General features: G+C 63.8%; 24 protein-coding genes. 5 read left to right on the plus strand and 19 right to left on the minus strand.

Going from position 1 to position 25408, the window contains the following annotated elements:
* Positions 1-31: 31 nt before the first annotated feature.
* Genes OMP44_RS01540 through OMP44_RS01570 form a run of 7 tightly spaced genes read right to left on the minus strand, consistent with a single transcriptional unit; the run spans position 32 to position 6531 of the window.
* Positions 32-1060, minus strand: coding sequence for an ABC transporter substrate-binding protein (locus tag OMP44_RS01540; RefSeq protein WP_280306096.1), 1029 nt, complete (start codon positions 1058-1060; stop codon positions 32-34).
* Positions 1051-2187 (minus strand): NAD(P)/FAD-dependent oxidoreductase, encoded by a 1137-nt coding sequence (locus tag OMP44_RS01545; protein ID WP_280306097.1) that lies wholly within the window; start codon positions 2185-2187, stop codon positions 1051-1053. Before OMP44_RS01545 ends, OMP44_RS01540 begins: the two co-directional genes overlap by 10 nt.
* Entirely contained in the window at positions 2184-3545 is a 1362-nt protein-coding gene (locus OMP44_RS01550; protein ID WP_280306098.1) for an FAD/NAD(P)-dependent oxidoreductase, read from the minus strand. Before OMP44_RS01550 ends, OMP44_RS01545 begins: the two co-directional genes overlap by 4 nt.
* On the minus strand, positions 3542-3832 hold the full coding sequence (locus OMP44_RS01555; protein ID WP_007160508.1) for a (2Fe-2S)-binding protein: 291 nt from the start codon (positions 3830-3832) through the stop codon (positions 3542-3544). The genes OMP44_RS01550 and OMP44_RS01555 overlap by 4 nt, the downstream gene beginning before the upstream one ends.
* A 17-nt stretch (positions 3833-3849) precedes the next feature.
* Positions 3850-4644, minus strand: a complete 795-nt coding sequence (locus tag OMP44_RS01560) for an ABC transporter permease (RefSeq protein ID WP_133863274.1) — start codon at positions 4642-4644, stop codon at positions 3850-3852.
* Between the two features lie 4 nt (positions 4645-4648).
* Entirely contained in the window at positions 4649-5515 is an 867-nt protein-coding gene (locus OMP44_RS01565; RefSeq protein WP_273861411.1) for an ABC transporter permease, read from the minus strand.
* On the minus strand, positions 5512-6531 hold the full coding sequence (locus tag OMP44_RS01570) for an ABC transporter ATP-binding protein (RefSeq protein WP_273861412.1): 1020 nt from the start codon (positions 6529-6531) through the stop codon (positions 5512-5514). The genes OMP44_RS01565 and OMP44_RS01570 overlap by 4 nt, the downstream gene beginning before the upstream one ends.
* Positions 6532-6770: 239 nt before the next feature.
* Here OMP44_RS01570 and OMP44_RS01575 point away from each other — a divergent pair, with 239 nt between their 5' ends.
* Positions 6771-7601, plus strand: a complete 831-nt coding sequence (locus OMP44_RS01575) for an IclR family transcriptional regulator (RefSeq protein WP_280306099.1) — start codon at positions 6771-6773, stop codon at positions 7599-7601.
* Between the two features lie 179 nt (positions 7602-7780).
* Here the strand turns inward: OMP44_RS01575 and OMP44_RS01580 are convergent, their stop codons facing one another.
* Positions 7781-8248 carry an RNA methyltransferase gene (locus OMP44_RS01580; RefSeq protein WP_208692104.1) on the minus strand — a complete coding sequence of 156 codons (468 nt, stop codon included), beginning with the start codon at positions 8246-8248 and terminating at the stop codon, positions 7781-7783.
* 97 nt (positions 8249-8345) lie between these two features.
* Between OMP44_RS01580 and OMP44_RS01585 the strand changes: the two genes are divergently transcribed.
* A complete protein-coding gene (locus OMP44_RS01585) occupies positions 8346-9089 on the plus strand; it encodes a class I SAM-dependent DNA methyltransferase (RefSeq protein WP_280306100.1) in 744 nt (247 codons plus the stop codon).
* A 6-nt stretch (positions 9090-9095) separates the two neighbouring features.
* Here OMP44_RS01585 and OMP44_RS01590 read toward each other — a convergent pair whose 3' ends face one another.
* The gene (locus OMP44_RS01590; RefSeq protein ID WP_280306101.1) at positions 9096-9854 is read right to left on the minus strand and encodes an SDR family NAD(P)-dependent oxidoreductase; all 759 of its coding nucleotides are present in this window, start codon (positions 9852-9854) and stop codon (positions 9096-9098) included.
* Positions 9855-10030: 176 nt separating this feature from the next.
* Here OMP44_RS01590 and OMP44_RS01595 point away from each other — a divergent pair, with 176 nt between their 5' ends.
* The gene (locus OMP44_RS01595) at positions 10031-10906 is read left to right on the plus strand and encodes a LysR family transcriptional regulator (RefSeq protein WP_280306103.1); all 876 of its coding nucleotides are present in this window, start codon (positions 10031-10033) and stop codon (positions 10904-10906) included.
* Between the two features lie 93 nt (positions 10907-10999).
* On the opposite strand, the gene OMP44_RS01600 is transcribed toward OMP44_RS01595, so the two are convergent.
* A complete protein-coding gene (locus OMP44_RS01600; RefSeq protein WP_280306105.1) occupies positions 11000-11530 on the minus strand; it encodes an REP-associated tyrosine transposase in 531 nt (176 codons plus the stop codon).
* 358 nt (positions 11531-11888) lie between these two features.
* On the opposite strand from OMP44_RS01600, the gene OMP44_RS01605 reads away from it, so the two are divergent.
* The gene (locus tag OMP44_RS01605) at positions 11889-12857 is read left to right on the plus strand and encodes an IS110 family RNA-guided transposase (RefSeq protein ID WP_280306107.1); all 969 of its coding nucleotides are present in this window, start codon (positions 11889-11891) and stop codon (positions 12855-12857) included.
* A gap of 16 nt (positions 12858-12873) precedes the next feature.
* Here OMP44_RS01605 and OMP44_RS01610 read toward each other — a convergent pair whose 3' ends face one another.
* From OMP44_RS01610 to OMP44_RS01650, 9 genes are all read right to left on the minus strand, one after another.
* On the minus strand, positions 12874-13329 hold the full coding sequence (locus OMP44_RS01610; protein ID WP_280306108.1) for a GNAT family N-acetyltransferase: 456 nt from the start codon (positions 13327-13329) through the stop codon (positions 12874-12876).
* Positions 13330-13377: 48 nt separating this feature from the next.
* A complete protein-coding gene (locus tag OMP44_RS01615) occupies positions 13378-14511 on the minus strand; it encodes a GGDEF domain-containing protein (protein ID WP_280306110.1) in 1134 nt (377 codons plus the stop codon).
* Between the two features lie 190 nt (positions 14512-14701).
* Complete coding sequence (locus OMP44_RS01620; protein ID WP_280306112.1) at positions 14702-15370, minus strand: hypothetical protein; 669 nt, start codon at positions 15368-15370, stop codon at positions 14702-14704.
* Between the two features lie 143 nt (positions 15371-15513).
* On the minus strand, positions 15514-15747 hold the full coding sequence (locus tag OMP44_RS01625; RefSeq protein ID WP_280306113.1) for a hypothetical protein: 234 nt from the start codon (positions 15745-15747) through the stop codon (positions 15514-15516).
* A gap of 152 nt (positions 15748-15899) precedes the next feature.
* Positions 15900-16472: a hypothetical protein gene (locus OMP44_RS01630; RefSeq protein ID WP_280306115.1), complete on the minus strand. Its 573-nt coding sequence runs from the start codon at positions 16470-16472 to the stop codon at positions 15900-15902.
* A gap of 72 nt (positions 16473-16544) precedes the next feature.
* Positions 16545-17558 carry an ATP-binding protein gene (locus OMP44_RS01635; RefSeq protein ID WP_280306116.1) on the minus strand — a complete coding sequence of 338 codons (1014 nt, stop codon included), beginning with the start codon at positions 17556-17558 and terminating at the stop codon, positions 16545-16547.
* Positions 17559-17627: 69 nt separating this feature from the next.
* Positions 17628-18878: a ribonucleotide-diphosphate reductase subunit beta gene (locus tag OMP44_RS01640; RefSeq protein WP_280306118.1), complete on the minus strand. Its 1251-nt coding sequence runs from the start codon at positions 18876-18878 to the stop codon at positions 17628-17630.
* Positions 18879-19057: 179 nt separating this feature from the next.
* Entirely contained in the window at positions 19058-21973 is a 2916-nt protein-coding gene (locus tag OMP44_RS01645; protein WP_280306119.1) for a ribonucleoside-diphosphate reductase subunit alpha, read from the minus strand.
* 604 nt (positions 21974-22577) lie between these two features.
* On the minus strand, positions 22578-23318 hold the full coding sequence (locus OMP44_RS01650; protein ID WP_280306120.1) for a 4'-phosphopantetheinyl transferase family protein: 741 nt from the start codon (positions 23316-23318) through the stop codon (positions 22578-22580).
* 374 nt (positions 23319-23692) lie between these two features.
* On the opposite strand from OMP44_RS01650, the gene OMP44_RS01655 reads away from it, so the two are divergent.
* Positions 23693-25042: a dicarboxylate/amino acid:cation symporter gene (locus OMP44_RS01655; RefSeq protein ID WP_133862492.1), complete on the plus strand. Its 1350-nt coding sequence runs from the start codon at positions 23693-23695 to the stop codon at positions 25040-25042.
* Positions 25043-25408: the final 366 nt, after the last annotated feature.

A 25408-nucleotide genomic window follows, 5' to 3' on the forward strand; every position in this document is an offset into this window, starting at 1 on the left:
ATCCAGCGGTGCGTTTGCGCTGTTCGAGCGACTAGCGCTCCACCTGCCGGTTCCAGCGGGCGTTCCACTGCGGCCGCACCTTGTTGACCTCGTCCCAGTCGATGGTCACGGCGGTCTTCAGGTAGTTCTGCATGGCGTCCACCTGGCCGCGGGTCTTGTCGGTGGTGGGGGTGTTGGGGTTGGACGGGATCTGGTCGCCCAGTTCCAGCGCCGGCGCCTGGGCTTCGGGCGTCAGCAGGTATTCCGCCAGCTGCTGGGCCAGCTCCGGCTGGTCGTTGTTGGCGGTCACGCATTCGGCGACGTTGAGCACCACGGCGCCTTCCTTGGGCGGCGCGTATTCCACCGGGATGCCCTTGAGCTTGAGCGCGGTGACCTGGGTGGGCGTGAGCGGGAACAGCGCCGCCTCGTCGGTCTGCACCATCTCCGAGAGCTTGGCCGAACTGGGGATGTACTCCAGCACATTGGGGCCGACGGTGGTGGGCCAGGCCTTGAAGCCGGGGTCGACGTCCTGCTCGGTGCCGCCCTTGAGGCGGTTGAACATCAGGAAACCGTGCAGCCCGAAGGTCGACGAGGACAGCGACTGGAACACCACCTTGCCCTTGTACTTGGGATCGGCGAGGTCCGCCCAGGAGGTCGGCGCTGCCCAGCCCTTGTCCTTGAACAGCCGGCTGTTGTAGGCCAGACCGGTCACGCCCAGGCTGACGGCGGCCGCCTGGTCCTTGATCTTGGCCTTGTCGGGGATCTGCGCCAGGCTCGCGCTGGGCTTGAGCGTGCTGCACAGATTCATGCCGATGGCGCGGTACATGATGCCGTCGTCGAGAAACATCACGTGGATCGGCGGCTTCTGCGGACTGGCCTGGACCTTGGCGAGGATGTCCGCCGAGGTGCCGGGCACGATCACCACCTTGACGTTGTGCGCCTTTTCGAAGGCGGGCAGCACGCTGTCGGCATAGAGGCGCTCCATGGTGCCGCCGTTCATGCCGAGGTAGAGCGTCGGTTCGGCCACGGCGGCCAGGGGCAGGCCGGCGAGGGCCACGAGCAGGGCGGGGGTCAGGCGCATGATTGGGAACTCCTGGGCTGGGAAGGGAAACGGGCGATGGAAAAGGCCTGCAGGCTGTGCCGGGGCGCGCCCTGCAGGATGCACTCGGCCAGGGCTTCGCCAGCCGCCGGCCCGATCTGGAAGCCCGCGCCGGCAAAGCCGAAGCCGTGCAGCAGGCCGGGGGTGGTAAGACTGGGGCCGAGCACCGGCTGGTGATCCGGTAGATAGCCCTCGACGCCGCTCCAGGTGCGGATGGCCTGGGCACCGGTGAGAGCCGGATAGAGTTCGGCGGCGTTTCTGAGGATGTCGAGGATGGCCAGCTGGCCGGGGCGGGCGCGATCGGCGTCGAGGGCGAAACCGCGCCCGCCGCCCAGCACGCAATTGCCGCGCGCCACCTGGCGGGCATAGATGCCGCCGCCTTCCACGCCGGTGCTGGCGGTCATGAAGGGCGGCAGCGGTTCGGTCACCAGCATGGCCGGATGGGCCGCGGTGAGGGGGACCGGCTCGCCGAAGCGGGCGGCCAGCTCCGCGGCCCAGGCGCCGGCGCAATTCAGCAGCCAGGGCGCGCTCAAGGTCAGGCCGCTGTCGGTACGGAGCTGGAAGCGCTGGCCGTCGTGCTCGACGGCGGTCACGGCGGTACGCTCGAAAATCTGCGCGCCGGCACGCGCGGCTGCCCGGGCGAAGGCCGGCGAGACCAGCCGTGGATTGGCGTGGCCGTCCTCCGGGCAGAAGGAGGCGCCCACCGCGATGTCGCCGACCCAGGGAAAGCGCCGGCGCAATTCGCTCCGGTCGAGCAGTTGCAGATCGAGGTCGAAGCCCTGGCTGGCCTGGGCATAGGCCTGCAGGGACGCGAAGTCGGTGTCGCTGCGGGCCAGCTTGAGGTGGCCGGATCTGAGGTATTCGCCATCGGTACCTAGCAGGTCCCGCAGACCGCCCCAGAGCTGATGGGCGCGACTGGACAGTGGCAACTGCACCAGCGGGCGGCCCTGGCGGCGTACCCCGCCGTAGTTGACGCCACTGGCCTGGGCGCCGCAGAAGTTGCGCTCCAGCAGGGCGACGCGCTGGCCGCCCTGGGCCAGGAACAGCGCCGCGCTGCTGCCGACGATGCCGCCGCCGATGATCAGGACATCCACGTCCAGCCGGCTCATGGCGCCAGCTCCACACCGAAGGGCAGCGGCTTGATCGGCGCCTGGGCGCGCAACCGGCCGATCTGGTCCAGCGGGCGACCACTGGCGCAGGCGATCAGCTCGGCCGCCGCCGCGCCGCAGATGCGGCCCTGGCAGCGGCCCATGCCGACCCGGCAGGTGGCCTTGACTCTGTTGATCTCCCAGTGCCCCTGATCCACCGCGGCGCGGATCTCGCCGGCGCTGACCTGTTCGCAGCGACAGACCATGAGTTCGTCCGGCGCCTTGGCCGCCCAGTCCGCGGGGAAGGGGAAGGCCCGCTCCAGACCCTGGCGAAAGACCTCGAAGCGCGCCAGGCGTGCCTGCAGGGCCTGGATACGCGCCCTGTCCACCGGCACGCCACGATCATCCAGCAGACTCAGGGCCGCCAGTTCGCCCGCCAGTTCGGCAGCATCGGCGCCCTGGATGCCGGCGCCGTCGCCGGCCAGGTAGACCCCGGTCTGACTGCTGCGTCCACCACTGTCCCGTACCGGCAACCAGGCCCGGTTGAGAACACTCCAGGCGAAGTCGCACCCCAGCAGGTCGGCCAGCTGGGTCTCGCTGCGCAGCGTCTGGCCGAAGCCCAGCGCATCGCACTCCAGCCGGTGCGCTTCGCCGTCGGCGGCGCGCCAGCGCACGGCTTCCACCCGGCGCTCGCCTTCGACGGCAAGGAGTTCAGCGCCCTGATGCACGGGCACGCCATGCAGCGCCAGCCAGCTGCGGTAATAGAGCCCTTTGGCGAAGGTGGCCGGCTGGCCGAGCAGCGCCGGGGTAGCCGCGGCCTGGTCGCGGAAGGGCGCGCTGTCCAGCACCGCCAGTGGCTTGGCCCCGGCCTTGGCGTATTGATAGGCGACGAGATAGAGCAGCGGACCGGTACCGGCCAGCACCGGGCGGCTGCCGATGGCGCAGCCCTGGAACTTGAGCGCCACCTGGGTGGCGCCCAGGCTGTAGACGCCCGGCAGGGTCCAGCCCGGCACCGGCAGGATGCGGTCGGTGGCACCGGTGGCGACGATCACCTGGTCGAAGGCCAGGCGATCGACATAGCGGCCCTGGCTGAGGGTATCCAGGGCGCGCGCTTCGGCATTCCACACCAGGGTGTCGGGTCGATAGTCCAGCTTTGCCTGCGCGGCCTCCAGCGCGCCGTGCAGCGCCTGGGCCTTGCCCGCTTCGAAGCCGTACAGCGCCTTGCTCGGACGCTGGAAATTGCCCGGTTGCTGGCGATAGATCTGGCCACCGCCGCGGGCGCTTTCGTCCAGCAGCACCGGCTCCAGGCCATGGGCGACCAGGGTCTGGGACGCGCGAATGCCCGCCGGCCCGGCGCCCACCACCACGACGGCGCTCACAGCGGCCGCCCTGGATCGCGGCTGACCTGCTGGCCCGCTTCGAGAAAGGTGGCGCAGGCACGCACCCGGCGGCCGTCGGCCAGGCGTACCCAGCAGTCCTGGCAGGCGCCCATCAGGCAGAAGCCGGCGCGGGGTTCGCCGCCGAAGTCGCTGCCGCGCAGGTGATCGCTCTGGGTGAGGATGGCGGTGAGCAGGGTGTCGCCCTGCAGGCCCTCGGCCGGCTGGCCGTCGAGGGTGAAGGCCAGGGTCGGGCGGTCGCGTTCGGCCACCCGCTTGAGCAGTGCCATGGACGGGTCTCGGCTGTTCATTGTTTGCCCACCAGCACGCGATCCAGGCCATAGATGCGGTCGAGCAGGATCATGGTGGCCGCGGTCAGGGCGATCACCAGGGCCGACACCGCCGCCATCATCGGATCGATGGATTCGGTGGCGTAGACGTACATCCGCACCGGCAGGGTCTGGGTCGCCGGAGAGGTGACGAAGATCGACAGGGTGACCTCGTCGAAGCTGTTGATGAAGGCCAGCAGCCAGCCGCCGGCCACCCCGGGCAGGATCATCGGCAGGGTGATGCGGCAGAACAGCGTGGTGCGACTGGCGCCCAGGCTCTCGGCGGCCTGCTCGGCGCTGCGGTCGATGCCGATGGCGGCGGCGATCACTAGGCGCAGCACATAGGGGGTGATCACCACCACGTGGGCCAGCACCAGCCAGCTGAAGCTGCCATTCACCCCCAGCAGGGCGAACAGCCGCAGCATGGCCACGCCCAGCACCAGGTGCGGGATGATGATCGGCGAGAGGAACAGGCCATTGAGAAAGCCCTGGCCGGGAAAGCGGTAGCGGGTGATGGCCAGCCCCGCCGGCACCGCGATCAGCGTTGCCAGGGTGGCCGACAGCGCCGCCAGCTGCAGGCTGTTGTAGAAGGCGGTGAGGAAATCCGCCCGCTCGAACACGGCGGCGAACCAGCGCAGCGAGAAGCCGGAAGTGGGCAGGCTGAGGGTGTTTTCCGGGGTGAAGGCCACCAGGCAGACCACCACCAGCGGCGCTAGCATGAAGACCATCACCAGGGTATGGAAGGCGAGCCCGAGCGGGCCGTTGCGGGTCATGAGGTCAGACTCCCAGGGCACGTTTGTAGCGGCGTTCCACCAGGCGATTCCAGCCCAGCATCACCAGCAGGTTGAGCAGCAGCAGGGCCACCGCGAGGGTGGCGCCCATCGGCCAGTTGAGTTCCGCCAGGTACTGGTCGTAGATCAGGGTGGCGACCATCTTCAAGCGGCGTCCGCCGAGCAGGCCGGGAATGGCGAAGGAGCTGGCGGCCAGGCCGAAGACGATCAGCGTTCCGGACAGCACCCCGGGCATCACCTGGGGCAGCACGATGCGCCGCAGCACCGTCAGGTGACTGGCGCCCAGGGACAGCGCGGCCTGCTCGGCGGAGGGATCGAGCTTCTGCAGGGAGGTCCATACCGGGATGATCATGAAGGGCAGCATCACGTGGACCAGGCCGACGATCACCGCGAAGGGGGTGTAGAGCAGCTTCAGCGGCCGCCCGCCCAGGGCCACGATGGCCTGGTTGACCAGGCCGTCGGCGCCCAGCAGCAGACTCCAGCCAAAGGCGCGCACCACCACCGAGATCAACAGCGGCGTCAGTACCAGGATCAGGAAGATAGAGCGCCAGGGCGCGCCCATGCGACTGAGGACGATGGCCTCCGGCACCCCGATCAGCACGCAGAGCAGGGTGACCAGGGCGCTGATCCAGAAGGTGCGCAGGAAGATCTCGTAGAAGTAGGGATCGCCCAGCAGGCTCAGGTAGTGCGCCAGGGTGTAGCTGCCTTCCTTGATCCCGGTTTCGTAGTCGAAGACGTTGAACGACAGCGCCAGGGTCAGCGCCAGGGGCGCCAGCAGCAGTCCGGCGAACAGCACCAGGGCCGGGGCGCTGAGCAGATAGGCGCGACCGGTGCCGCGCAGCAGGGTGCTCATGCGGCGGCCTCCGCGGCTTCCAGTCGGCGCAGCAGACCGTCGTCCCAGTGCAGCCCGACGCGCTGGCCCTCGTCCAGCGGCGGCAGCCCATCGTTGCTGCGCAGCACCGACACCTCGCCCAGCGCCGTCTCCAGCCGATACAGCCACTGGCTGCCGAGGAAGAAGCGGGTCAGCACCCGTCCTTGCAGACGCCCCTCACCGGCGGGGCGCAACTCGATCTTTTCCGGCCGCAGCGAGATCGCCAGGGCGCCGCCCGCGGTGATCTGTGGCCGACCCTGGGCATCCAGGCTGCCGGGCAGCAGATTGGCCTTGCCGACGAAGTCGGAGATGAATCTGTTGCGCGGGTGTTCGTAGAGGCGATAGGGCGCGTCCACCTGGGTGATGCGCCCGGCCTCCATCACCACCACCCGGTCGCTGATGGACAGCGCCTCGGACTGGTCGTGGGTGACCATCAGGGTGGTGATGCCCACCTCGCGCTGGATGCGGCGGATCTCGAACTGCATCTCTTCGCGCAGATGGGCGTCCAGGTTGGACAGCGGCTCGTCCAGCAGCAGCACCGGGGGGGCTATCACCAGCGCTCTGGCCAGTGCGACCCGCTGGCGCTGGCCACCGGAAAGTTCGCGCGGATAGCGCTCGGCGTGCTGGCCCAGGTGCACCAGGCCCAGGGCTTCCTCGACGCGGCGCGCCAGCTCGGCGCCCGCCACCTTGCGCATGCGCAGGCCGAAGGCGACGTTGTCGCGCACCGTCATGTGGGGGAACAGCGCATAGCTCTGGAAGACCACCCCGAGGCCGCGACTGGCCGGCTTGGCGTGGGTGATGTCCTGGCCGTCGAGCAGGATGCGCCCGCTGCTGACGTCGACGAAGCCGGCGATCATCTGCAGGGTGGTGGTCTTGCCGCAGCCGGAGGGGCCGAGCAGGGAGACGAATTCGCCGCGCTCGATGGCCAGGGTCGAACCGGCCACCGCGTAGCTGTCGCCGTAGCGCTTGCTGAGATTGTCGAGAGTCAGGAAAGCCATGGCCGCAATGCTCCTCCGGTCGCGCCCACCGGAGAGGTGGGCAAGGTTTTGGCAGGGCGAAAGACAGCCTGGATCTGGGACGTTGGCGCTCGCTCGATTGGCGGCGTCCGGTGATTGTGAGTATCGCCCTATGGACCTGAAGGTAAGGGCGACCTAGGATGCGGGACAAGCAGGTTTTTCACTGAATGAACTCTTTTTTCAGATTTATTCACTCAGTGGAATATTTTGGAGTGCGGTAGATGGAAGATTCCAGTGAAAGAAAGACAGCGGCAGGTGAGGTAGGTGTTGGCGCCATCAGCCGGGTGTTCGCCTTGGTGCGCGCCCTGGGTGAGGGTGATCCCGAGGGGGAAAAGGTCACCCGCCTGGCCGAGCGCGTCGGCCTGTCGCAACCCACCACCCACCGGCTGCTGCGTGGCCTGGTGGAAGAGGGCATGGTCGAGCAGTGCGCCCGTAGCAAGAGATACCGCCTGAGCCTGGATTTCTTCGCCCTGGCGGCCCGCGCCGGCCAGGTCGGCAACCTGCGCGACCTGGCGCGGCCGAGTCTGCTGCGGCTGTCGGCGTCCCTGGGCGATTCGCTGTTCCTGCTGGCGCGCAGCGGCTTCGACGCCATGTGCCTGGACCGCAGCGAGGGGCCCTATCCGATCCGTACCTTCACCGGCGACATCGGCGGTCGCGTGCCGCTGGGCGGCGGCCAGGGCGCCCTGGCGATCCTGGCCTTCCTGCCCGAGGAAGAGCGCGACGAGGTGATCCGCTACAACCTGCCGCGGCTGCGCGATGCCCATCATTACGACGAGGTGCTGCTGCGCGCCGAGATCGACAACGTCCGCCAGCAGGGCTACGCCGCGCGCAACACCGGGGTGCTGGCCGGCATGGCGGGCCTCGCCGTGCCCATCCTCGACCGCAATGGCCGGGCGGTGGCGGCCCTGAGCGTGGGCACCCTGAGCGAACGCCTCAACCCCCAGCGCCTGCCCACGGTGATCGAACTGCTCCGCCGCGAAGCCGGGGTGATCGCCGCGCGCATCAACCCCTTCGATCCGGTCTTGCGCCGGCCGACCCAGGGGTTTGGCTGAAAGGGGTTAGAGCCTGTTCAAAGTCTCGCGAGCTAGAGACAAACAAAGCCTGGGCGGCCCCACGAAAATAGCTGAGGAAGCGGACCGGGCTCGCGCGCGAGTTTACGAATGGTAAATGAGCATTCCGAAGCCATTTTCAACGCAGTTTGGCCGACGCGCAGCAGGCTTTGAATAGGCTCTTAGAACAGCGGACCGGAGCGGGTGTTATTACCCTTCGCCAGGCGGTCATAGAGCACCACATTGACCGTGGCCGCCAGATTCATGCAGCCCTGGGTGGGGATGTACACCACGTCCTCGCACCAGTCGCGCAGCTCCTGGCTCAGCGAACCGTCCTCCGAGCCGAACAGATAGAGTGCGCGATCGGGATGGGTGTATTCGGGCAGCGGCCGGGCGCCCTCCACCAGCTCAACCGCCACCGGTACGCACCCCAGCGGCAGGATGCGGCGCAGGTCGTCGATGTTGATCAGCGGGATGTCCTGATGGACTTTCTTGGTGTCGGTGACGAAGTCCTTGGCGCGGTCGTAGCGGGTGCCGGTATAGAACACCGAGGCCACCCCGTAGCAACCCGCCGCCCTCATGATGGACCCGACGTTGGACGGCGACTTGGGGTTGCTCAGGCCGATGCAGGCGTATCTCTTGTTGCTCACGTCAGAGGACTCTCGGGAAAACCGCCAGTATAAGGCGTCGAAGCGTGCAGAAACCGACTAAGATGCGCGCCCGCGTCTCCAGCCCCGAGCCCCTGCGATGTCCGCCACCGCCCTCTACACCGACCTGTCGGCCTACTACGACCTGCTCTGCGCCGACATCGACTACCGGGCCCAGAGCCAGGCGGTGCTGCGCCTGCAGCGACTGTTCGGCAACGGTGGCAGCCGTCATCTCGACCTCGCCTGCGGCACCGGTCCCCATGTGCGGCACTTTCTCGATGCCGGCTTCCAGAGCAGCGGGCTGGACCTCAATCCACCCATGCTGGCCCAGGCCGCGCTGCGCTGCCCCGAGGCCGAATTCTCCTGCCAGGACATGTGCGCCTTCGAGCTGGAGCAGCCGGTCGATCTGATCACCTGCTTTCTCTACTCCCTGCACTACAGCGGCAGCCTTGCACACCTCCAGGCGTGCCTGACGCAGGTCCGGGCGGCCCTGACCCCCGGTGGCCTGTTCTGCTTCAACGCCGTCGACAAGCGCCGTATCGACAATGCCTCCAGCGTCGGCCACAGCGTCGAACGGGCCGATGGCCACTTCAGCTTCGCCTCCGCCTGGCACTACCCGGGCGAGGGCGAACACCAGCAACTCCGCCTGCGCATCGAACGCCGCCACGCCGGCGCGCAGCAGACCTGGCAGGACGAGCACCCCATGGTGGCGGTGGACTTCCCCGAACTGCTGGCCCTGCTGGAGCCGCACTTCGAGGTGCAGATGCTGGAGCACGACTACCAGCGCATCGAACCCTGGGCCGGCGAGGCGGGCAATGCGCTGTTCGTCTGCGTCAAACGCTAGAGGGTGTTAGTGGGCATGGGCATGCATCCCGCCATCCACCGCGATCACATCGCCGGTGAGGTAGCGCGCCAGCGGTGAGGCGAGAAAGGCCACCACCTGGCCCACGTCTTCCGGCTCGCCGAAATAGCCGATGGGAATGTGCCGGGCGATAAAGGCCTGGCGCGCCTCGGGCGTCGGATGCAGCCGCTGCAGGATCTGCTCGGAATTGATCCGCCCCGGGGCGATGGTGTTGACGGTGATGCCCTCGGCCGCCAGCTGACTCGCCAGCCCCTTGGACCAGAACTGGATCGCCGCCTTGGCCGTCCCGGCGCCGTTCACGTCCCGTGGCTCCATGCTGCCGCTGAAATTGACGATGCGTCCCCAACGCCTTTCGCGCATTCCACCCAGCAGCGCCTGGGTCAGGCGGCGCGTGGCGGTGAAGTTGAGATTCCAGGCTTCGTCCCAGGCCGCATCGTCCGCCGTCACTGAAAGCGGTCGTGTGCCGCCGGCATTGTTAATCAGGATGTCCACCCGGCCCAGCCCTGCCTCCGCTTCCCGCGCCAGGCGCTGGACGTCTTCGGCGTCGGTGATATCCGCCGCGATCACCAGCGGCCGGGCATGACCCGCCGCGGCAATCTCCTCGGCCAGGTCCTCCAGGGCGTCCCGCCGCCGCGCGGTGATCGCCAGCCGAACGCCTTCGGCCGCCAGGATGCGGGCGATACCAGTGCCTATGCCCATGCTGGCGCCGGTCACTAGGGCAGTACGGTCGTGTAGTTGCAGATCCATGATCGATTCTCCACTTCAGGGTCGTAGGGTGGAAAACGGCGCAGCCTTTTCCACGCGGTTGGCTGAGCGCAGCGAAGCCCAACACTCTGCCACCTCATCCACGCCACTAGCCTCACCCACCACCCAAATGAGATAAACGCCGTCTCAGTGCGAGGATTCCTTAACAGGAGTGTGGAATGGATCTGCTCGATAGCATGCAGGTGTTCGTCGCCGTGGTGGAGCGCGGCAGCCTGGCCGCGGCGGCCCAGGCCCAGGGCATCTCGCCGACCATGGCCGGCAATCACCTGCGCGGCCTGGAAAAGCGCCTGGGCCTGCAACTGCTGGTACGCACCACCCGGCGTCAGCGGCTGACCGCCTTTGGCGAGGGCTACTACGCCCGCTGCCGCGAGATCCTCGTCCTGATCGCCGACACCGACCGCCAGGCCGAAACCCAGCGCCTGGCGCCCGCCGGCATCCTGCGCGTGTCGGCGCCGGTGTCCTTCGGCACCTACGGCCTCACGCCTCGGCTGGGCGACTATCTGGCGCGGCAGCCCCAGGTCACCCTCGATCTGGTGCTGAGCGACCGGGTCCAGGATCTGGTGGAGGAGAGCATCGACATCGCCATCCGCATCGGTGAACTGGCCGATTCTTCCCTGGTGGCGCGACCCCTGGCGCCCTATGTGATGTGGTGCTGCGCCGCGCCCGGCTATCTCGCCCAGCGCGGCACGCCCGAGCGACTGGCCGATTTGGAGGCCCATGACTGCCTCGGCATGGACCCTCGCGCCCTGCACCAATGGCGCACCCAGACCGGCACCAACTTCGGCCCGCTGCCACCCGGCCGCCTGCACCTCGCCAACGGCCCCGCCCTGCGCCTGGCTGCCTTGCAGGGCCTCGGCATCATCCTGCAGCCGGCGTTCCTGCTGCAGGACGACGTCGCCGCCGGCAATCTGGTCCGCCTCTTCCAAGGCCAGGAACTCACCCGCCCCTTGACCGCGCTCTATCCCCAGACAAGATGGCGCTCGGTGACGGTTAGGAGCTTCGTGGAATTCCTGTTAGCGGAGTTCACTCCGTAGCGTGGAAAACGGCGCCAGCCTTTTCCACTGGCGCCACCAACGCACGACCCAAAACTTCCGCGTGGACAAGCTGCGCGTCGTCCCCCTACGGCGCTATTCCCCCCAACCTCCTGTCTCTACCGCGAAGTCTCCACCCCAATCCTGCGGATAGAGCCCCTCCCGCACCGCTCGGTGGAAACTCGAATAAGGCCAGTCCTTCACTGCGCCAACGTGGCCATGCTTGACCGGATTGAAGTGAATGTATTCCACATGACGCTGGTAATCCTGCTCGTCTCTTATCAGGTGCTCCCAATATCGACGCTGCCATATCCCACGTTCACCCCGGGCCCTTTGCGTCGCCGTACGCACTTCGCCTACCGGCAGCCGCTTGGAGAAACCGAACTTGATCACCTTCCAGCGCAAGGCGAAATTCGCATCGCCCTCCGGTAGGGTCCAGATGCAATGCAGATGATCGGGGAGGGTGACCCAGGCATTGATATGAAAGGGATGGCGCAACTGCGTTGCCCGCACGGTCTCGCGGAGCAGATCAATATGGCGCGTAAGCAGATCGCTACGCCGATCCGCCAGGACAACGGTGAAAAAATAGGAAGCCGCCGGAACACGGGCACGACGAAATCGAGACATGGCAGCTCTTCCTTGAGCAGAGACAGAAACGATAACTCAACCCGTAGCGTGGAAAACGGCGCAGCCTTTTCCACCGGCGCCACCAACGTACGCCCCCAAAACTCCCGCGTGGACAAGCTTCGCGTTGTCCACCCTTGTATCTCGACGACAGCCTCCTCAGGGGGCATAGTCCCCGACTGATCATCGGGGGAGGATGGCAGGCCGTGTCCACCCTTAAGCCTTTGAGCTTGCAACGTAGATAGGCTGCCTCCTCCACACCCATCCCCGAGTCCGAACGGTATCTAGAGCCTCCAGAGCTCGTATTGCACAAGGTTGGACGGGATGACGTGATCGTGTCGCATCTGAAGGAGGAGACATCATGGCCGTAATCGGTGTTGATATCGCCAAGCGCAGCTTCGATCTGGCGGTCCTGCAATCCAATGGCAAGCACCGGACGAAGGGCAGGCTGAGCAACGATCCGTCAGGCTTCGCGGTCTTTGCCGACTGGCTGCAACAGCATGCCGAGCCAGGCGCTTGGATCGTGATGGAGGCCACGGGCACCTATCACGAAGCGCTCGCCGAGCATTTCCATGCGCTGGGCTACCGAATCGCCGTGCTCAATCCGGCACAGATCGCTCGCTATGCGCAAAGCCAGTTGCAGCGCAGCAAGACGGACAAACTCGACGCCAAGCTGATCGCCACCTATGGCCAGCGGCATGAAGACAGCCTGCGGGCCTGGCACCCGGAGCCTGTGTCCATCCGCACGCTTCGCGCGCTGACCCGGCGCCTGGAGGATCTCCAATCGCTACGGCAGATGGAGCTCAATCGGCTCGAGGTCAGCCCGGAAAAAGTCCAAAACTCGATCCAGGCGGTCGTGCAGCGGCTCGATGAGCAGATCGCCTGGACGCTCGAACAGATCAAACGGCATATCGACGATGACCCGGACCTGAGCGGCAAACGTGATCTGCTGGTGAGCATAGACGGCATCGCCGACAAGACCGCCGCCCTGATCCTGGCGGAGCTCGGTGATATCGGTCGCTTCGCCGATGCCCGCGCCGTGACCGCCTTTGCCGGTTTGAACCCACGCCTACAGGAATCAGGTCTTTACCGCGGCCATATCGGCATCTCGTGCATGGGATCGGTCCGCTTACGAAGTGCGCTATACCTACCCGCCGTCGTGGCGCTGACCTACAACCCGGCTATCAAGGCGCAAGCCGAGCGTCTGAAAACCAGAGGGAAGAAAGGTAAACAAACCGTCTGCGCCGCCATGCGCAAGCTGCTGACCATCGCCTATGGCGTGCTCAAATCGGGCAAGCCTTTCGACCCTGCTTTAGCGATTGCACACTGAGGGGCGAAGACGGTATCTACGCCTCCAGCCGCTTCTCCATGAAGACACTCAACGGATCGTCCCGATACGCTCCAAAAGGACCACGCCGCTGGTAACCCGCCGTCTCATAGAGCCGCAAGGCCTCTGGCTGATAGGGCCCTGTTTCCAGTCGCGCCAACTCACACCCGCGGCCTGCCGCTTCACGCTCCAGCTCCGCCAGCAGGCGACCACCCAGCCCCTGCCCGCGACCCCTGGGGCTCACATACATCCGCTTGATCTCGCCATAGTCGTCCTGCAACACCATGGCCCCACAGCCCAGGGCACTGCCGCTGTCATCCCGGGCGACCAGGAACAGCACGTTCGGCTGCATGAGCGACGTCAGATCCAGGGCATGACGACTCTCGGGCGGATAGAGGTCGTCCTGATAGGCATCCAGTTCGGCGATCAGGGCGGTCACCTCGGGTTGGTCGGGGGATTCGAGGGCGATGGGCATGGTGGCTCCGGTCAGGCAATCGCCCAAGCCTAAGCCATTAGCGCGGCCTCATCCCAGGCTCATCCGCAAGCCATCCCGCCCGCCGCGCTTGGCGGCGTAGAGGGCACCGTCCCCGCGCTCCAGCAAGGCCGCCAGACTTTCCGGCGGTTGATCGAACAGTACGGCGCCGATACTCAGGGTGACGGGCTCTGGCGTCCGCAGGCGCTGCGCCGCCAGCTGGTTGAAGCGCTGGCGCAGTGTGTCTGCCAAACGCACGACATCCGCATCGGCCGCCTCACCCAGCAGCACCACGAATTCATCGCCCCCCAGCCGGGCGGCCAGCGCCTGGCGGGGCAGGGAGCTGCGCAGCAGCTCGCTCAGGGCGATCAGCAGGCTGTCGCCCGCCGCGTGGCCATGGAGGTCGTTCACCAGCTTGAAGTTGTCCAGATCGATCAGCAGCAGGGCGCCGGGTCGGGCCGGGGTCGCCTGGCCGAACAGTCGCGGCGCCTCGGCTTCCAGGGCGCGGCGATTATGCAGACCGGTCAGGGGATCGCTGCCGGCCAGGCGCTCGATATGCTGCTCGCGGCGATAACGCACCGTGCCGGTCATCGACAGGGCGATCAGCATCACCGCCATCACCCCCTCCACCAGCGAGACCTGGATGATGACGCCGCGATAGACCGCCAGATCGATCAGGGCGCCGGGGGTGAGTGGCGGAATCATCTTGATCAGGTAGAAGAGTCCATGGATCAGCAGCACCGCGCGCAGCTGCCGCTCTCCGGCATTGCGCCGCCGCAGCAGCAGGCTCGCCCGTATCGCCAGGATGCCGATCATGAGCGACTGCACCACCAGCAGCACCTTGGACCACCAAGGCTCATTGGGCAGCAGCAACATCCCTAGCCAGATCGCAGCGAAGGCCCACCAGCCCAGACTCAGGCGCCGCCCGGTAAAGCGCGCCACGCCAAGCAGAAAGAGGCCATGCACGAAGATCAGCAGCCCGTTGGCGAACCAGATGCCCACCAGCAGCAGCCCCTGGCTACGCAGCAGCGCCAGGGTGCTCCCCACGCAAATGAGGGCGAAACCCGAGCTCCAGTACAGCAGCGCCGACTCGCGGACCGACCGCCACTCGATGGCCAGATAGCCCGCCGCGGCAGCCGCCAGGGCGATGGTAAGGGTCAGCATGGTGGGGGCATCGAGTGCCATGGGCGAATCGGACCTGTCTGGATACGAGAAGGGCGCTCCCTGCCGGGGGCGAGCACACACCAAGGCGGAGCCGCACCGCAGTCTTATCGACACGGCAGGCGCGGGCTTGAGGCAGAGGATTGCGCGCCATGATGACGGGCCGATAAAGCTAATTCAAACCTGACCTGAGGCTGGCCAGGCGGACCGTCCGTTACTGGGGTTTCACCAGCGCCCGAATCGCCATGGCCGGCAACCGCGCCGTGCTGCCATCCGCCAGCCGCAGTACGAAGGCCTCGCCCAGCGACCAAACCACCTGCACGTCCTTGAGCACGCACTGGTCATCGGTAGGCAGCACCCTAGCCTGCTCCTTGGCGCAATAGGAGGTATCGAGCACGATGGCCCTGGCCTGGTAGTTACCCAGGCCGAGCATCCTGACCATGGTCTCGGGAAGGGTGGTGAGCACACCGCTATAGCCGGCCAGAAAAAGGGCGAAGAACAGCGAAAACATCATCGCCGCCTTCCAGCCAGCGATGAACAGCATGGAAGTCATGGTCGTGACGAAGGCGATGATGAAGGGGGCGATGGCCAGAGCGCCCCACTTGAGCAGCGGCTGCCAATCGCTCACCAGCGGATAGGCCTGGGCCAGCATCCAGACGATGAACAGACCGACCACCATCGTCGACAGGTAAGCCTCCCAGACGAACTTCAGGAAGCTGAAGCGGCGCAAGTCGAACAGCCCCTGAATGGCCATGCCCGCCAGTAGCGTGATGGGGATGGGCGCAAGCAAGGCAACGCTGACGAATAGCTCAGGATCGACGAAGAGAATGGCCGCATTACTGAACCCCGCCAGCAGATAGGGCACGAAGAACACCAGCGCCATCAACAGCATGATCTTGCGAAAGCGCCCCTCGCCGCGATAGGGCAGGGCGTAGGTGATGTCCTCCTTGATCGCCGCCGTATTGATGAAGCGGTAATAGACCCAGGCACCTGGCAGAAAGAGCGCGGCAACGAAGGCGCCGATGGTCAGGAGCCCCAGACAGGCAGCGGCCAGCAGCAGCGACGAGAATTGGAAGAGATCGAAGCTGGGATAGAAGTGATTACGCGCGAAATGGCCAGGAACATCCCGAAGCCAAGGGTCGGCGGCAGCCCCTTGGCCAGCAGCGAGGCATGGCGCCGCAGGAAGGTGCCGGAGAACTTGAGGATGAAATCGAAGACGGCATCCGTGTCGGTGGCGGGTTGGTCGGTCCAACGGGGCATGGGTCGTCCTTGATTACAAAAGCACTGTGCCGCTATACGCCAGGCTCTCTTAAAATGTAAAGAGCGCAGTTATTTTCACGCTACGGCATGCCCTAGCGTGATGATTAAGATAAGGTCTAGGTACGCGCAAAGGAAATTTTAATAGCTATGTATTAGTCAGAATATATTAAGGAGGATTTTCTGATTAGCTCGTCCTTGTCTGGTGCATTCAAGTCTATAATCTGAAAGCGATGGACTTTTCGAGATGCAGTGTACTGACTAAGGTCTAGCATATATGCTTCGTAAAGCTCTCCAGCAGCACCTTTTTTGAGTGTTACTCTTGATTTTACAGGGTGGATGAGTCTTAGATCGATAAGTTGATCGATAGATTCTCTAGTGTTGCCAGTAAGTTTTTGTGATACTAAAAATATGTTGCACTTGGATTTTTCTGTACAAAAGGCAACTAGCCTTTGGAATGCGGACTCTAGCGATTCTCTATCTCCCGCAGTGTCAAGTTTGAATTCTTCACGCTTTATTGGGTCGTAGTCGCCTGTGGCCAAGTTTACATCTTCTGCGCCGATTTTAGGACCTCGATGACTTTTTTCGCCACGCTCTCTTGCTTGATTTATGGCATTGGAAAATATGCCAATGAAATCCCTTACGACACCGCCAGATGCAAGAATCAATCTATCTACAGCTGTCGGGTTCATAAGCTCCTTGATAGATAATGGTTTGGTTTCTTCCATTAATCCTGAAAGGATTTTTTTTAAAAATTCTCTTAGAGTTTCAAATCTTTCAAGTGATATATCTAGATTTATTTATTTGGCATCGTCGCCTAGCTTCATTCCTATTGGAGGCTCGGAATGCTCATACCATTGACTTCTGTGTTTTATAGTGCCTACCTTGAGCCATACGCCATTACCTTTTGCCACTCTATGAAAATAGTCCAGAACTTTTGATTGATCTGATTTTTTGATGTGATATAGGTCGTCAAGTATTAGAAAGGAAGAGCCGTCAGAGATTTTAGAAAGCTCTTGGAAAAAATTTTGGAATTTAATTATATTTTGATGCAGATATTCGATTTTTTGAGATGTATAGGTAGTCTGCTCTTGTATGGAGTCTTCAAGCTGTGAAGAGTTTTCAGTTGATGCTTTAAGAGGTATTTTTTTATTTTCTAGGCCAAAGTCTAATTTGCTGTTTTTTTGGTTTTTTTGTAGAACGATGATCTGTTTTGAAGCCTGTTCTGGAGCGCAAAGCTGATCTTCGAGGTCCTTTATTAGTGATGAAAGTGAAAGGGATATTTCTAGTGTCTTTGATTTATTGAATGGAGGGCGGCGAGGAAGTGAGCCGAATAGTTTTTGCCAAAATCTTTTCTTCGTGGCAGGTGTTGTAGCGGCAGTATCTATCCATTTTTTGAATTCATAGAGGCTTTTTATTAGAACGCTTATCAATACATCGGGATAGGTATGTCCTTTGAATGTCTCCATATCAACAAAAGCGATAGGGCGCCTATCGACAGTCAAGTCGGCAGCAGTCTTTCTTAGTAGGCTGGATTTTCCCGATCCGCGCCTTCCAAAAATAATATTGTGCTGCTTGGATTTTGCCCTTGAGAGGACGCTTGGTGCGGGCTCTATAAACCGTTTCGATCCTTCTGGAGTCGCACGCATCACTTCCTCACACAGGATTAGAAGTTCATCTACCTGTTCTAGATCTAGTTGTGAGGATTGTATATGTGGTGCTGTAGGCTGGCTGGGGAGTAGCTCGAGTTGATGTTCGCTATTTTTGCCATTTTCTACTTCCTTGTGAAATACAGCTATGAAAAAGCCCCGCATAGGCGGGGCTTTTTCATCCCAACATCCATGGCAGGTGTCAGGTCAATTTACTCTGTGAATTGCTTCACATCAATCCCAGCTCAACGCTCCACCTGTCTGATACTCGATCACGCGGGTCTCGAAGAAGTTCTTCTCCTTCTTGAGGTCCATGATCTCGCTCATCCAGGGGAAGGGGTTGGTGGCGCCCGGGTACTCTTCCTTGAGGCCGATCTGGGTCAGACGGCGGTTGGCGATGAACTTGAGGTAGTCCTCCATCATCGCCGCGTTCATGCCCAGCACGCCGCGGGGCATGGTGTCGCGGGCGTATTCGATCTCCAGCTGGGTGCCCTGGAGGATCATCTGGGTGGCTTCGTCCTTCATCTGGGCATCCCACAGCTGCGGGTTCTCGATCTTGATCTGGTTGATCATGTCGATGCCGAAGTTCAGGTGCATGGACTCGTCACGCAGGATGTACTGGAACTGCTCGGCGGTGCCGGTCATCTTGTTGCGGCGACCCATGGAGAGGATCTGGGTGAAGCCGCAATAGAAGAAGATGCCTTCCAGCACGCAGTAGTAGGCGATCAGGTTCTTGAGGAACTGGCGATCGGTCTCCGGGGTGCCGGTCTTGAACTCGGGGTCGGAGATGGAGCGGGTGTACTTCAGGCCCCAGCTCGCCTTTTTCGCGACGCTCGGGATCTCGTGGTACATGTTGAAGATCTCGCCTTCATCCATGCCCAGCGACTCGATGCAGTACTGGTAGGCGTGGGTGTGGATCGCCTCTTCGAAGGCCTGGCGCAGGATGTACTGGCGGCATTCGGGGTTGGTGATCAGGCGGTAGACGGCCAGCACCAGGTTGTTGGCGACCAGCGAGTCGGCGGTGGAGAAGAAGCCGAGGTTGCGCTTGACGATGCGGCGCTCGTCCTCGGTGAGGCCGTCCGCGCTCTTCCAGGTCGCGATGTCGGCGTTCATGTTCACTTCCTGGGGCATCCAGTGGTTGGCGCAACCATCCAGATACTTCTGCCAGGCCCAGTCGTACTTGAAGGGCACGAGCTGGTTGAGGTCGGCGCGGGCGTTGATCATCTGCTTGTCGCCGACGTGCACGCGCGCGGATGAGCCTTCCAGGTCGTCCAGGCCTTCCTGGATGTCCAGGTCGTTCAGCGCGGCCTTGGCGCGGGCGACGGCATCAGAGTCGTCAGCGGAAGGGGCACGGGCGTCGTGGACCAGGGCGTCGCCCTCGGAGTCCAGGCGTTCGGTCTGGGCGGGCGCCTGCTGGCCGGCGGCCTGCGCGGGCTTGGCGGTGGCGGTGTCGTCGTCTTTGTCGAATTCTTCCCAGTTCAGCATAGGGTGTCTCCTGGGTGGCTGTGCGGTGGGGGCGGGGCGGCAGGCCCTCACCCTAGCCCTCTCCCGGAGGGAGAGGGGATAAGAGCGGTGCGCGGGTGGGGGATTCGGCCCTCACCCTGGCCCTCTCCCGGGGGAGAGGGGATAAAGAGCAGCCCTCTACTGGGAGAGGGCTTGGGGTGTTACTGGCAGGCTTCGCACTCGGGATCGTCGAGGCTGCAGGCCTTGGGCACCGGAGCCGGTGCCGCGGCGGGCGCCGCTTCGAACTTCTGCGCCGGGGCGGGAGCCGCGCTGGCCTGGACGCCGGTGATGGGATCGGCGCTCACGGCGTTCAGCTTGCCGGTGTTGATGGTGGACTTCTCGGTGCTGGTGGCAGCCAGGGCACGGAGGTAGTAGGTGGTCTTCAGACCGCGGAACCAGGCCATGCGGTAGGTCACGTCGAGCTTCTTGCCCGAGGCGCCGGCGATGTACAGGTTCAGCGACTGGGCCTGGTCGATCCACTTCTGGCGACGGCTGGCGGCCTCGACGATCCACTTGGTCTCCACTTCGAAGGCGGTGGCGTAGAGGTCCTTCAGATCCTGCGGGATGCGCTCGATCTGCTGCACGGAGCCGTCGTAGTACTTGAGGTCGTTGACCATCACCGAATCCCACAGGCCGCGCGCCTTGAGGTCGCGTACCAGATAGGGGTTGATGACGGTGAATTCGCCCGAGAGGTTCGACTTCACATAGAGGTTCTGGTAGGTCGGCTCGATCGACTGGGATACGCCGGTGATGTTGGCGATGGTCGCGGTCGGCGCGATGGCCATGATGTTGGAGTTGCGGATGCCTTTCTTGGCACGCTCGCGCAGCGGGGCCCAGTCCAGGGTCTCGGACAGGTCGACCTCGATGTACTTGGCGCCGCGCTCTTCGATCAGGCGCTTCTCGGAGTCGATCGGCAGGATGCCCTGGGACCACAGCGAACCCTGGAAGCTGGAGTAGCTGCCACGCTCTTCGGCCAGGTCACAGGAGGCCTGGATCGCGTAGTAGCTGATCACTTCCATGGAGGTGTCGGCGAACTGCACGGCGGCATCCGAGCCGTAGGCGATGTGCTGCAGGTACAGCGCATCCTGGAAGCCCATGATGCCCATGCCGACCGGACGGTGCTTGAGGTTGGAATTCTCCGCCTGGGGCACCGAGTAGTAGTTGATGTCGATGACGTTGTCGAGCATGCGCACGGCGGTCTTGACGGTACGGGCGACCTTGGCCACGTCCAGCTTGCCGTCGACGATGTGGTTCACCAGGTTCACCGAACCCAGGTTGCACACGGCGATCTCGTCCTTGTTGGTGTTCAGGGTGATCTCGGTGCAGAGGTTGGAGCTGTGCACCACGCCCACGTGCTGCTGCGGGCTGCGCAGGTTGCACGGGTCCTTGAAGGTCAGCCACGGGTGGCCGGTCTCGAACAGCATGGACAGCATCTTGCGCCAGAGGTCCTTGGCCTTGATGGTCTTGTGCAGCTTGAGCTTGCCGTACTCGGTCAGGGCTTCGTAGTACTCGTAGCGCTCTTCGAAGGCCTTGCCATAGAGGTCGTGCAGGTCGGGCACGTCGGCGGGGGAGAACAGGGTCCAGTTGCCGTCCTCGAAGACGCGCTTCATGAACAGGTCGGGGATCCAGTTGGCGGTGTTCATGTCGTGGGTACGCCGACGGTCGTCACCGGTGTTCTTGCGCAGTTCGAGGAATTCCTCGATGTCCAGGTGCCAGGTTTCCAGGTAGGCGCAGACCGCGCCCTTGCGCTTGCCGCCCTGGTTGACCGCCACGGCGGTGTCGTTGACCACCTTGAGGAAGGGCACGACGCCCTGGCTCTTGCCGTTGGTGCCCTTGATGTAGGAGCCCAGGGCGCGCACCGGGGTCCAGTCGTTGCCTAGGCCGCCGGCGAACTTCGACAGCATGGCGTTATCGTGGATGGCGCCATAGATGCCGGACAGGTCGTCGGGCACGGTGGTCAGGTAGCAGCTGGACAGCTGCGGACGCAGGGTGCCGGCGTTGAACAGGGTCGGGGTGGACGCCATGTAGTCGAAGCTGGCCAGCAGGTTGTAGAACTCGATGGCGCGGGCTTCTTTATCTTTCTCCATGTGCGCCAGGCCCATGGCCACGCGCATGAAGAACAGCTGCGGCAGCTCGAAGCGGGTGCCGTGGCTGTGCAGGAAGTAGCGGTCGTACAGGGTCTGCAGACCCAGGTAGGTGAACTGCTGGTCGCGCTCGTGATTGATGGCGGCGCCCAGGCGCTCCAGGTCGAAGCTGGCCAGTTTCGGGTCCAGCAGCTCCAGCTCCACGCCCTTGGCGACGTAGGCGGGCAGGGCCTTGGCGTAGAGGTCGGCCATCTCGTGGTGGGTGGCGGACTCGGCGACACCGAGGAAGCTCAGGCCTTCGGCGCGCAGGCTGTCCAGCAGCAGGCGGGCGGTGACATAGGAATAGTTCGGCTCACGCTCGACCAGGGTGCGGGAGGTCATCACCAGGGCGGTGTTGACGTCCTTCTCGGCCACGCCGTCGTACAGGTTCTTCAGCGTCTCCTTCTGGATCAGCTCGCCGTTCACCTCTTCGAGACCTTCGCAGGCTTCGGTGATGATGGTGTTCAGGCGGCCCATGTCCAGCGGCTGGGTGGTGCCGTCGGCCTTGGTCACGCGGATGCTCGGGTGCGGCTCGGCGATGTCGCTGACGGCGCCCTGCTTGCGCTCCTGGCTGCGGGCTTCACGGTAGATCACGTAGCTGCGGGCGACCTTCTGCTCGCCGGCGCGCATCAGGGCCAGTTCGACCTGGTCCTGGATTTCCTCGATGTGGATGGTGCCACCGGAGGGCATGCGACGCTTGAAGGTGCTGCTGACCTGGTCGGTGAGCTGCTTGACGGTGGTGTGGATGCGCGAAGAAGCCGCGGCGTTACCGCCTTCCACGGCGAGGAAAGCCTTGCTGATGGCCACGGTGATCTTGTCGTCGGTATAGGGGACGACGGTACCGTTGCGCTTGATGACGCGCAGTTGACCGGGGGCGGTGGCGCCCAGGTCCTGGCTGTCATCTTGCGCCGGGCGGCCCTGCTGGGCTTGCTCGCGGGTCAGGTCGGTGTGCATGCGGAACTCCCTTGATCGGAAAGAGGGAATCGTCGGCGAGCCGGCGATCCGGAAAAGTGTTGGTCTGGGCCTGCGCGACGACTGCCGATCGCGTCCTTACCCCTGAAGATTCCAACGAAAAGCCGTACTGTCGCCGATTCCCGAGGGAATCGGCGTTCGGGGTCAGGGACCCTGGAAATTCATGATTCGGGCAACAGGATAAGCCCTCCTCGCTAGGGAAGACAGTCTTGACAGAGGGGTGTTTCGCCGTCCCGGGTCATACCGACGAACTGCTATATATGGTGGTGCAGGGGTGCAAGGGCCACTAGATGTCGCGTTTGTCACGTTTCCGGCTGTGGATAAGACGTGGATAAGCTGTTCGGGACTGGGGGGTATCCTGGGGTGGTACCTAGCCAACGCGCGTGAAGGCTGGGCTCAGAGCGCAGTGGTCAAATAACGTACAACACGACGGGTGTGGTGAGACGCAAGCGGCAAGGGATATACCGGTTCGCTATGAGCACCTTCTCCACCATAAGAAAACGTTCGATGCCCGCTGCGACGTTCTGCCCCGGCCGGCGTCCGTGCGCCTGATCGACCAGCGCAGGCTTCCTCTATATAGCGTCACTCAGTGACGAGGCGCGACCAGCGTCAACAGCCGATCTTCTTCGTCCAGGCGGAAGTGACCGCGTAGCGCGGTCCCGGCGGACCAGCGCGGCGACAGCTTGATCAGCAGCCGGAGATCGAAGCTGCCGCCGGGATCCATGGCGAGGATCTCGGCGTCCTGGAAGAAGAACATCTGTCCGACCTGGGGATGCAGCGCCTTGAACAGACTCTCCTTGGCGGAAAAGGCCAGGGTGATGGCAAAGGCCTGCTGCCTATCGTCCAGCGGCTGCAGCCGTTCCCGTTCGGTCGGGGTGAGGATCTGCTCGGCCAGGCGCTGGGCCTTGTCCGGTTCGAGCAGGGTTTCCACGTCCAGGCCAAGGCCCAGGTAGTCCCCTGCCTTGCCCACCGCGGCGGCCGCCCAGCCATGGCTATGGGTGATGGCACCGACCCAGCCGGAAGGCCAGGCGGGGCCGCGGTCCGTAGTGCGATGGCCGGGGACGGCGGCGGTACCGCCCAACTGGCGCAGGGCCTCGCGGGCGCAGAGACGACCGGCCAGGTATTCGGCCTGGCGCTTGGCCACGGCGCGACGGATGTTGTCCGGCGGCAGGACGCCGAGGCGCAGGGCGTCACGCTCGAAGCTCACCTGGGCGGGATCGAAGCGGCATTGCCGCAGCGCCAGGGCGCCGAGTTCCCCAGCCAGGGGCGGCAGCGGCTCGGGTGGCGTGCAGCAGCCGGGCAGGTCGGTGATGGGGAGGGCGGGCATCTCAGCCGACCACTCGGGGAGGGCAGCAACGGATCACGACGGGCTCCGATGAAAAGGCGCGCAAAGAATAGCCGACTACCGACTCTGGCTGGCGGAAAACCGCCTCGGGCCCGGGGGATTTCCGCCGGTTTCCGTCGGATGGCGGGGTTCCGCCCGCTTCTGGCAACTAGACTTTCGACTGAAAGGTGCATGAAAGCTGGCCCTTTGATTGCGCACCAAGAAGTGGAACGGCGATTGCTTATATCTCGCCAGATGCTGGTGTCACCGTCGCACGGCCACCGGATCCACAACAAAAAGCTCTCAGGATGAGAGAGCCACTTTCAGCAGTGCCCACTCAGACAGGACGTCAGGCAGTGGCCACAAGGGATCGAGCCATGACAGCAACCGTCGACACAACAACAACTACCACAGCTCCCGCGCCCAAGGTGCCCGTCAAGCAGCCGCTCTACAAGAGTCTCTACTTCCAGGTGATCCTGGCGATCGTCCTGGGCATCTTGCTCGGCCACTTCTATCCCCAGACCGGCGCTGCCATGAAGCCCCTGGGTGACGGTTTCATCAAGCTGATCAAGATGGTCATCGCACCCATCATCTTCTGCACCGTGGTGACCGGTATCGCCGGCATGCAGAACATGAAGGCCGTGGGCAAGACCGGCGGCATGGCGCTGCTGTACTTCGAGATCTTCTCCACCATCGCGCTGCTGATCGGTCTGATCGTGGTCAACATCGTCCAGCCGGGCGCCGGCATGAACGTCGACGTCAGCACCCTGGACACCAAGGGCATCGCGGCCTATGCCGCTGCCGCGGAAAAGCAGACCACCATCGATTTCCTGCTGAACATCATCCCCTCGACGGTCGTCAACGCCTTCGCTACTGGTGAGATCCTGCAGGTCCTGTTCTTCGCCGTGCTGTTCGGCTACGCCCTGCATCGCCTGGGCGAGACCGGTCAACTGGTGTTCAACTTCATCGACCGCATCTCCCACGTCTTCTTCAACATCATCAACGTCATCATGAAGCTCGCCCCCATCGGCGCCTTCGGTGCCATGGCGTTCACCATCGGCAAATACGGCGTCGGCACCCTGGTGCAGCTGGGCTACCTGATGGCCTGCTTCTACATCACCTGCCTGCTGTTCGTGCTGCTGGTGCTGGGCACCGTGACGCGCCTACACGGCTTCAGCATCCTCAAGTTCATCAAGTACATCCGTGAAGAACTGCTGATCGTGCTGGGTACCTCGTCCTCCGAGTCCGCCCTGCCGCGCATGCTGACCAAGATGCAGAAGCTGGGTGCCGAGAAGTCGGTGGTTGGCCTGGTGATCCCCACCGGCTACTCCTTCAACCTCGACGGTACCGCCATCTACCTGACCATGGCTGCGGTGTTCATCGCCCAGGCCACCAATACCCAGATGGACATCACCCACCAGATCACCCTGCTGCTGGTGCTGCTGATCTCCTCCAAGGGCGCTGCGGGCGTCACCGGTAGCGGCTTCATCGTGCTGGCCGCCACCCTGTCCGCCGTCGGTCACGTACCGGTCGCCGGCCTGGCGCTGATCCTGGGTATCGACCGCTTCATGTCCGAAGCCCGCGCCCTGACCAACCTGGTCGGCAACGGCGTGGCCTCCATCGTGGTCGCCAAGTGGTGCGGCCAGCTGGACGAGCAGACCCTGAAGACCGAACTCGCTCGCGGCCCGAACGCCGTCGAAGTCGAGGAAGCCCGCCAGACTGCCTGAGCCTGACGCAAGGCCGTTCCTGGAGCGGTCCTGCGGTAACTACCAAACGCCCGTATCGAAAGATACGGGCGTTTTCTTTTGTGCAGGATTCAGTGGGGGGGGGCGGCGGTGGCGTGCCTGGCTGAGAGTGCCGAGCGGTCAGTCGACGGGGCTCAGGGTGACGGCCAGGGTGTCAGGGCGGCAGCTCCGTCACGAGCGGAGCGGCAGCCGGGCTGGGCGAAGGGCAGCAGCGCGTCCTGGGCGGGTCTTGCGAGCGCCCTCTTGCCGAGGGTTTGGTAGGGGCTGAGGGAATGACCCGCGAGCTTAGGGCCGGCGCGTACGACCCGCCAGGCAGCCTGGTCGCAGCCGGGTTGTCGAGGCAGAGGG

This window comes from Pseudomonas flavocrustae (genome assembly GCF_029872515.1).
GTDB lineage: Bacteria > Pseudomonadota > Gammaproteobacteria > Pseudomonadales > Pseudomonadaceae > Chryseomonas > Chryseomonas aestiva.

Coding starts and splice junctions, on each gene's coding strand:
- OMP44_RS01540 (WP_280306096.1), bottom strand. CDS start 1,060: ATGCGCCTGACCCCCGCCCTGCTCGTGGCCCTCGCCGGCCTGCCCCTG.
- OMP44_RS01545 (WP_280306097.1), bottom strand. CDS start 2,187: ATGAGCCGGCTGGACGTGGATGTCCTGATCATCGGCGGCGGCATCGTC.
- OMP44_RS01555 (WP_007160508.1), bottom strand. CDS start 3,832: ATGGCACTGCTCAAGCGGGTGGCCGAACGCGACCGCCCGACCCTGGCC.
- OMP44_RS01560 (WP_133863274.1), bottom strand. CDS start 4,644: ATGACCCGCAACGGCCCGCTCGGGCTCGCCTTCCATACCCTGGTGATG.
- OMP44_RS01565 (WP_273861411.1), bottom strand. CDS start 5,515: ATGAGCACCCTGCTGCGCGGCACCGGTCGCGCCTATCTGCTCAGCGCC.
- OMP44_RS01570 (WP_273861412.1), bottom strand. CDS start 6,531: ATGGCTTTCCTGACTCTCGACAATCTCAGCAAGCGCTACGGCGACAGC.
- OMP44_RS01575 (WP_280306099.1), top strand. CDS start 6,771: ATGGAAGATTCCAGTGAAAGAAAGACAGCGGCAGGTGAGGTAGGTGTT.
- OMP44_RS01585 (WP_280306100.1), top strand. CDS start 8,346: ATGTCCGCCACCGCCCTCTACACCGACCTGTCGGCCTACTACGACCTG.
- OMP44_RS01590 (WP_280306101.1), bottom strand. CDS start 9,854: ATGGATCTGCAACTACACGACCGTACTGCCCTAGTGACCGGCGCCAGC.
- OMP44_RS01595 (WP_280306103.1), top strand. CDS start 10,031: ATGGATCTGCTCGATAGCATGCAGGTGTTCGTCGCCGTGGTGGAGCGC.
- OMP44_RS01600 (WP_280306105.1), bottom strand. CDS start 11,530: ATGTCTCGATTTCGTCGTGCCCGTGTTCCGGCGGCTTCCTATTTTTTC.
- OMP44_RS01605 (WP_280306107.1), top strand. CDS start 11,889: ATGGCCGTAATCGGTGTTGATATCGCCAAGCGCAGCTTCGATCTGGCG.
- OMP44_RS01610 (WP_280306108.1), bottom strand. CDS start 13,329: ATGCCCATCGCCCTCGAATCCCCCGACCAACCCGAGGTGACCGCCCTG.
- OMP44_RS01615 (WP_280306110.1), bottom strand. CDS start 14,511: ATGGCACTCGATGCCCCCACCATGCTGACCCTTACCATCGCCCTGGCG.
- OMP44_RS01620 (WP_280306112.1), bottom strand. CDS start 15,370: ATGGCGCTGGTGTTCTTCGTGCCCTATCTGCTGGCGGGGTTCAGTAAT.
- OMP44_RS01625 (WP_280306113.1), bottom strand. CDS start 15,747: ATGCCCCGTTGGACCGACCAACCCGCCACCGACACGGATGCCGTCTTC.
- OMP44_RS01630 (WP_280306115.1), bottom strand. CDS start 16,472: ATGGAAGAAACCAAACCATTATCTATCAAGGAGCTTATGAACCCGACA.
- OMP44_RS01635 (WP_280306116.1), bottom strand. CDS start 17,558: ATGCGGGGCTTTTTCATAGCTGTATTTCACAAGGAAGTAGAAAATGGC.
- OMP44_RS01640 (WP_280306118.1), bottom strand. CDS start 18,878: ATGCTGAACTGGGAAGAATTCGACAAAGACGACGACACCGCCACCGCC.
- OMP44_RS01645 (WP_280306119.1), bottom strand. CDS start 21,973: ATGCACACCGACCTGACCCGCGAGCAAGCCCAGCAGGGCCGCCCGGCG.
- OMP44_RS01650 (WP_280306120.1), bottom strand. CDS start 23,318: ATGCCCGCCCTCCCCATCACCGACCTGCCCGGCTGCTGCACGCCACCC.
- OMP44_RS01655 (WP_133862492.1), top strand. CDS start 23,693: ATGACAGCAACCGTCGACACAACAACAACTACCACAGCTCCCGCGCCC.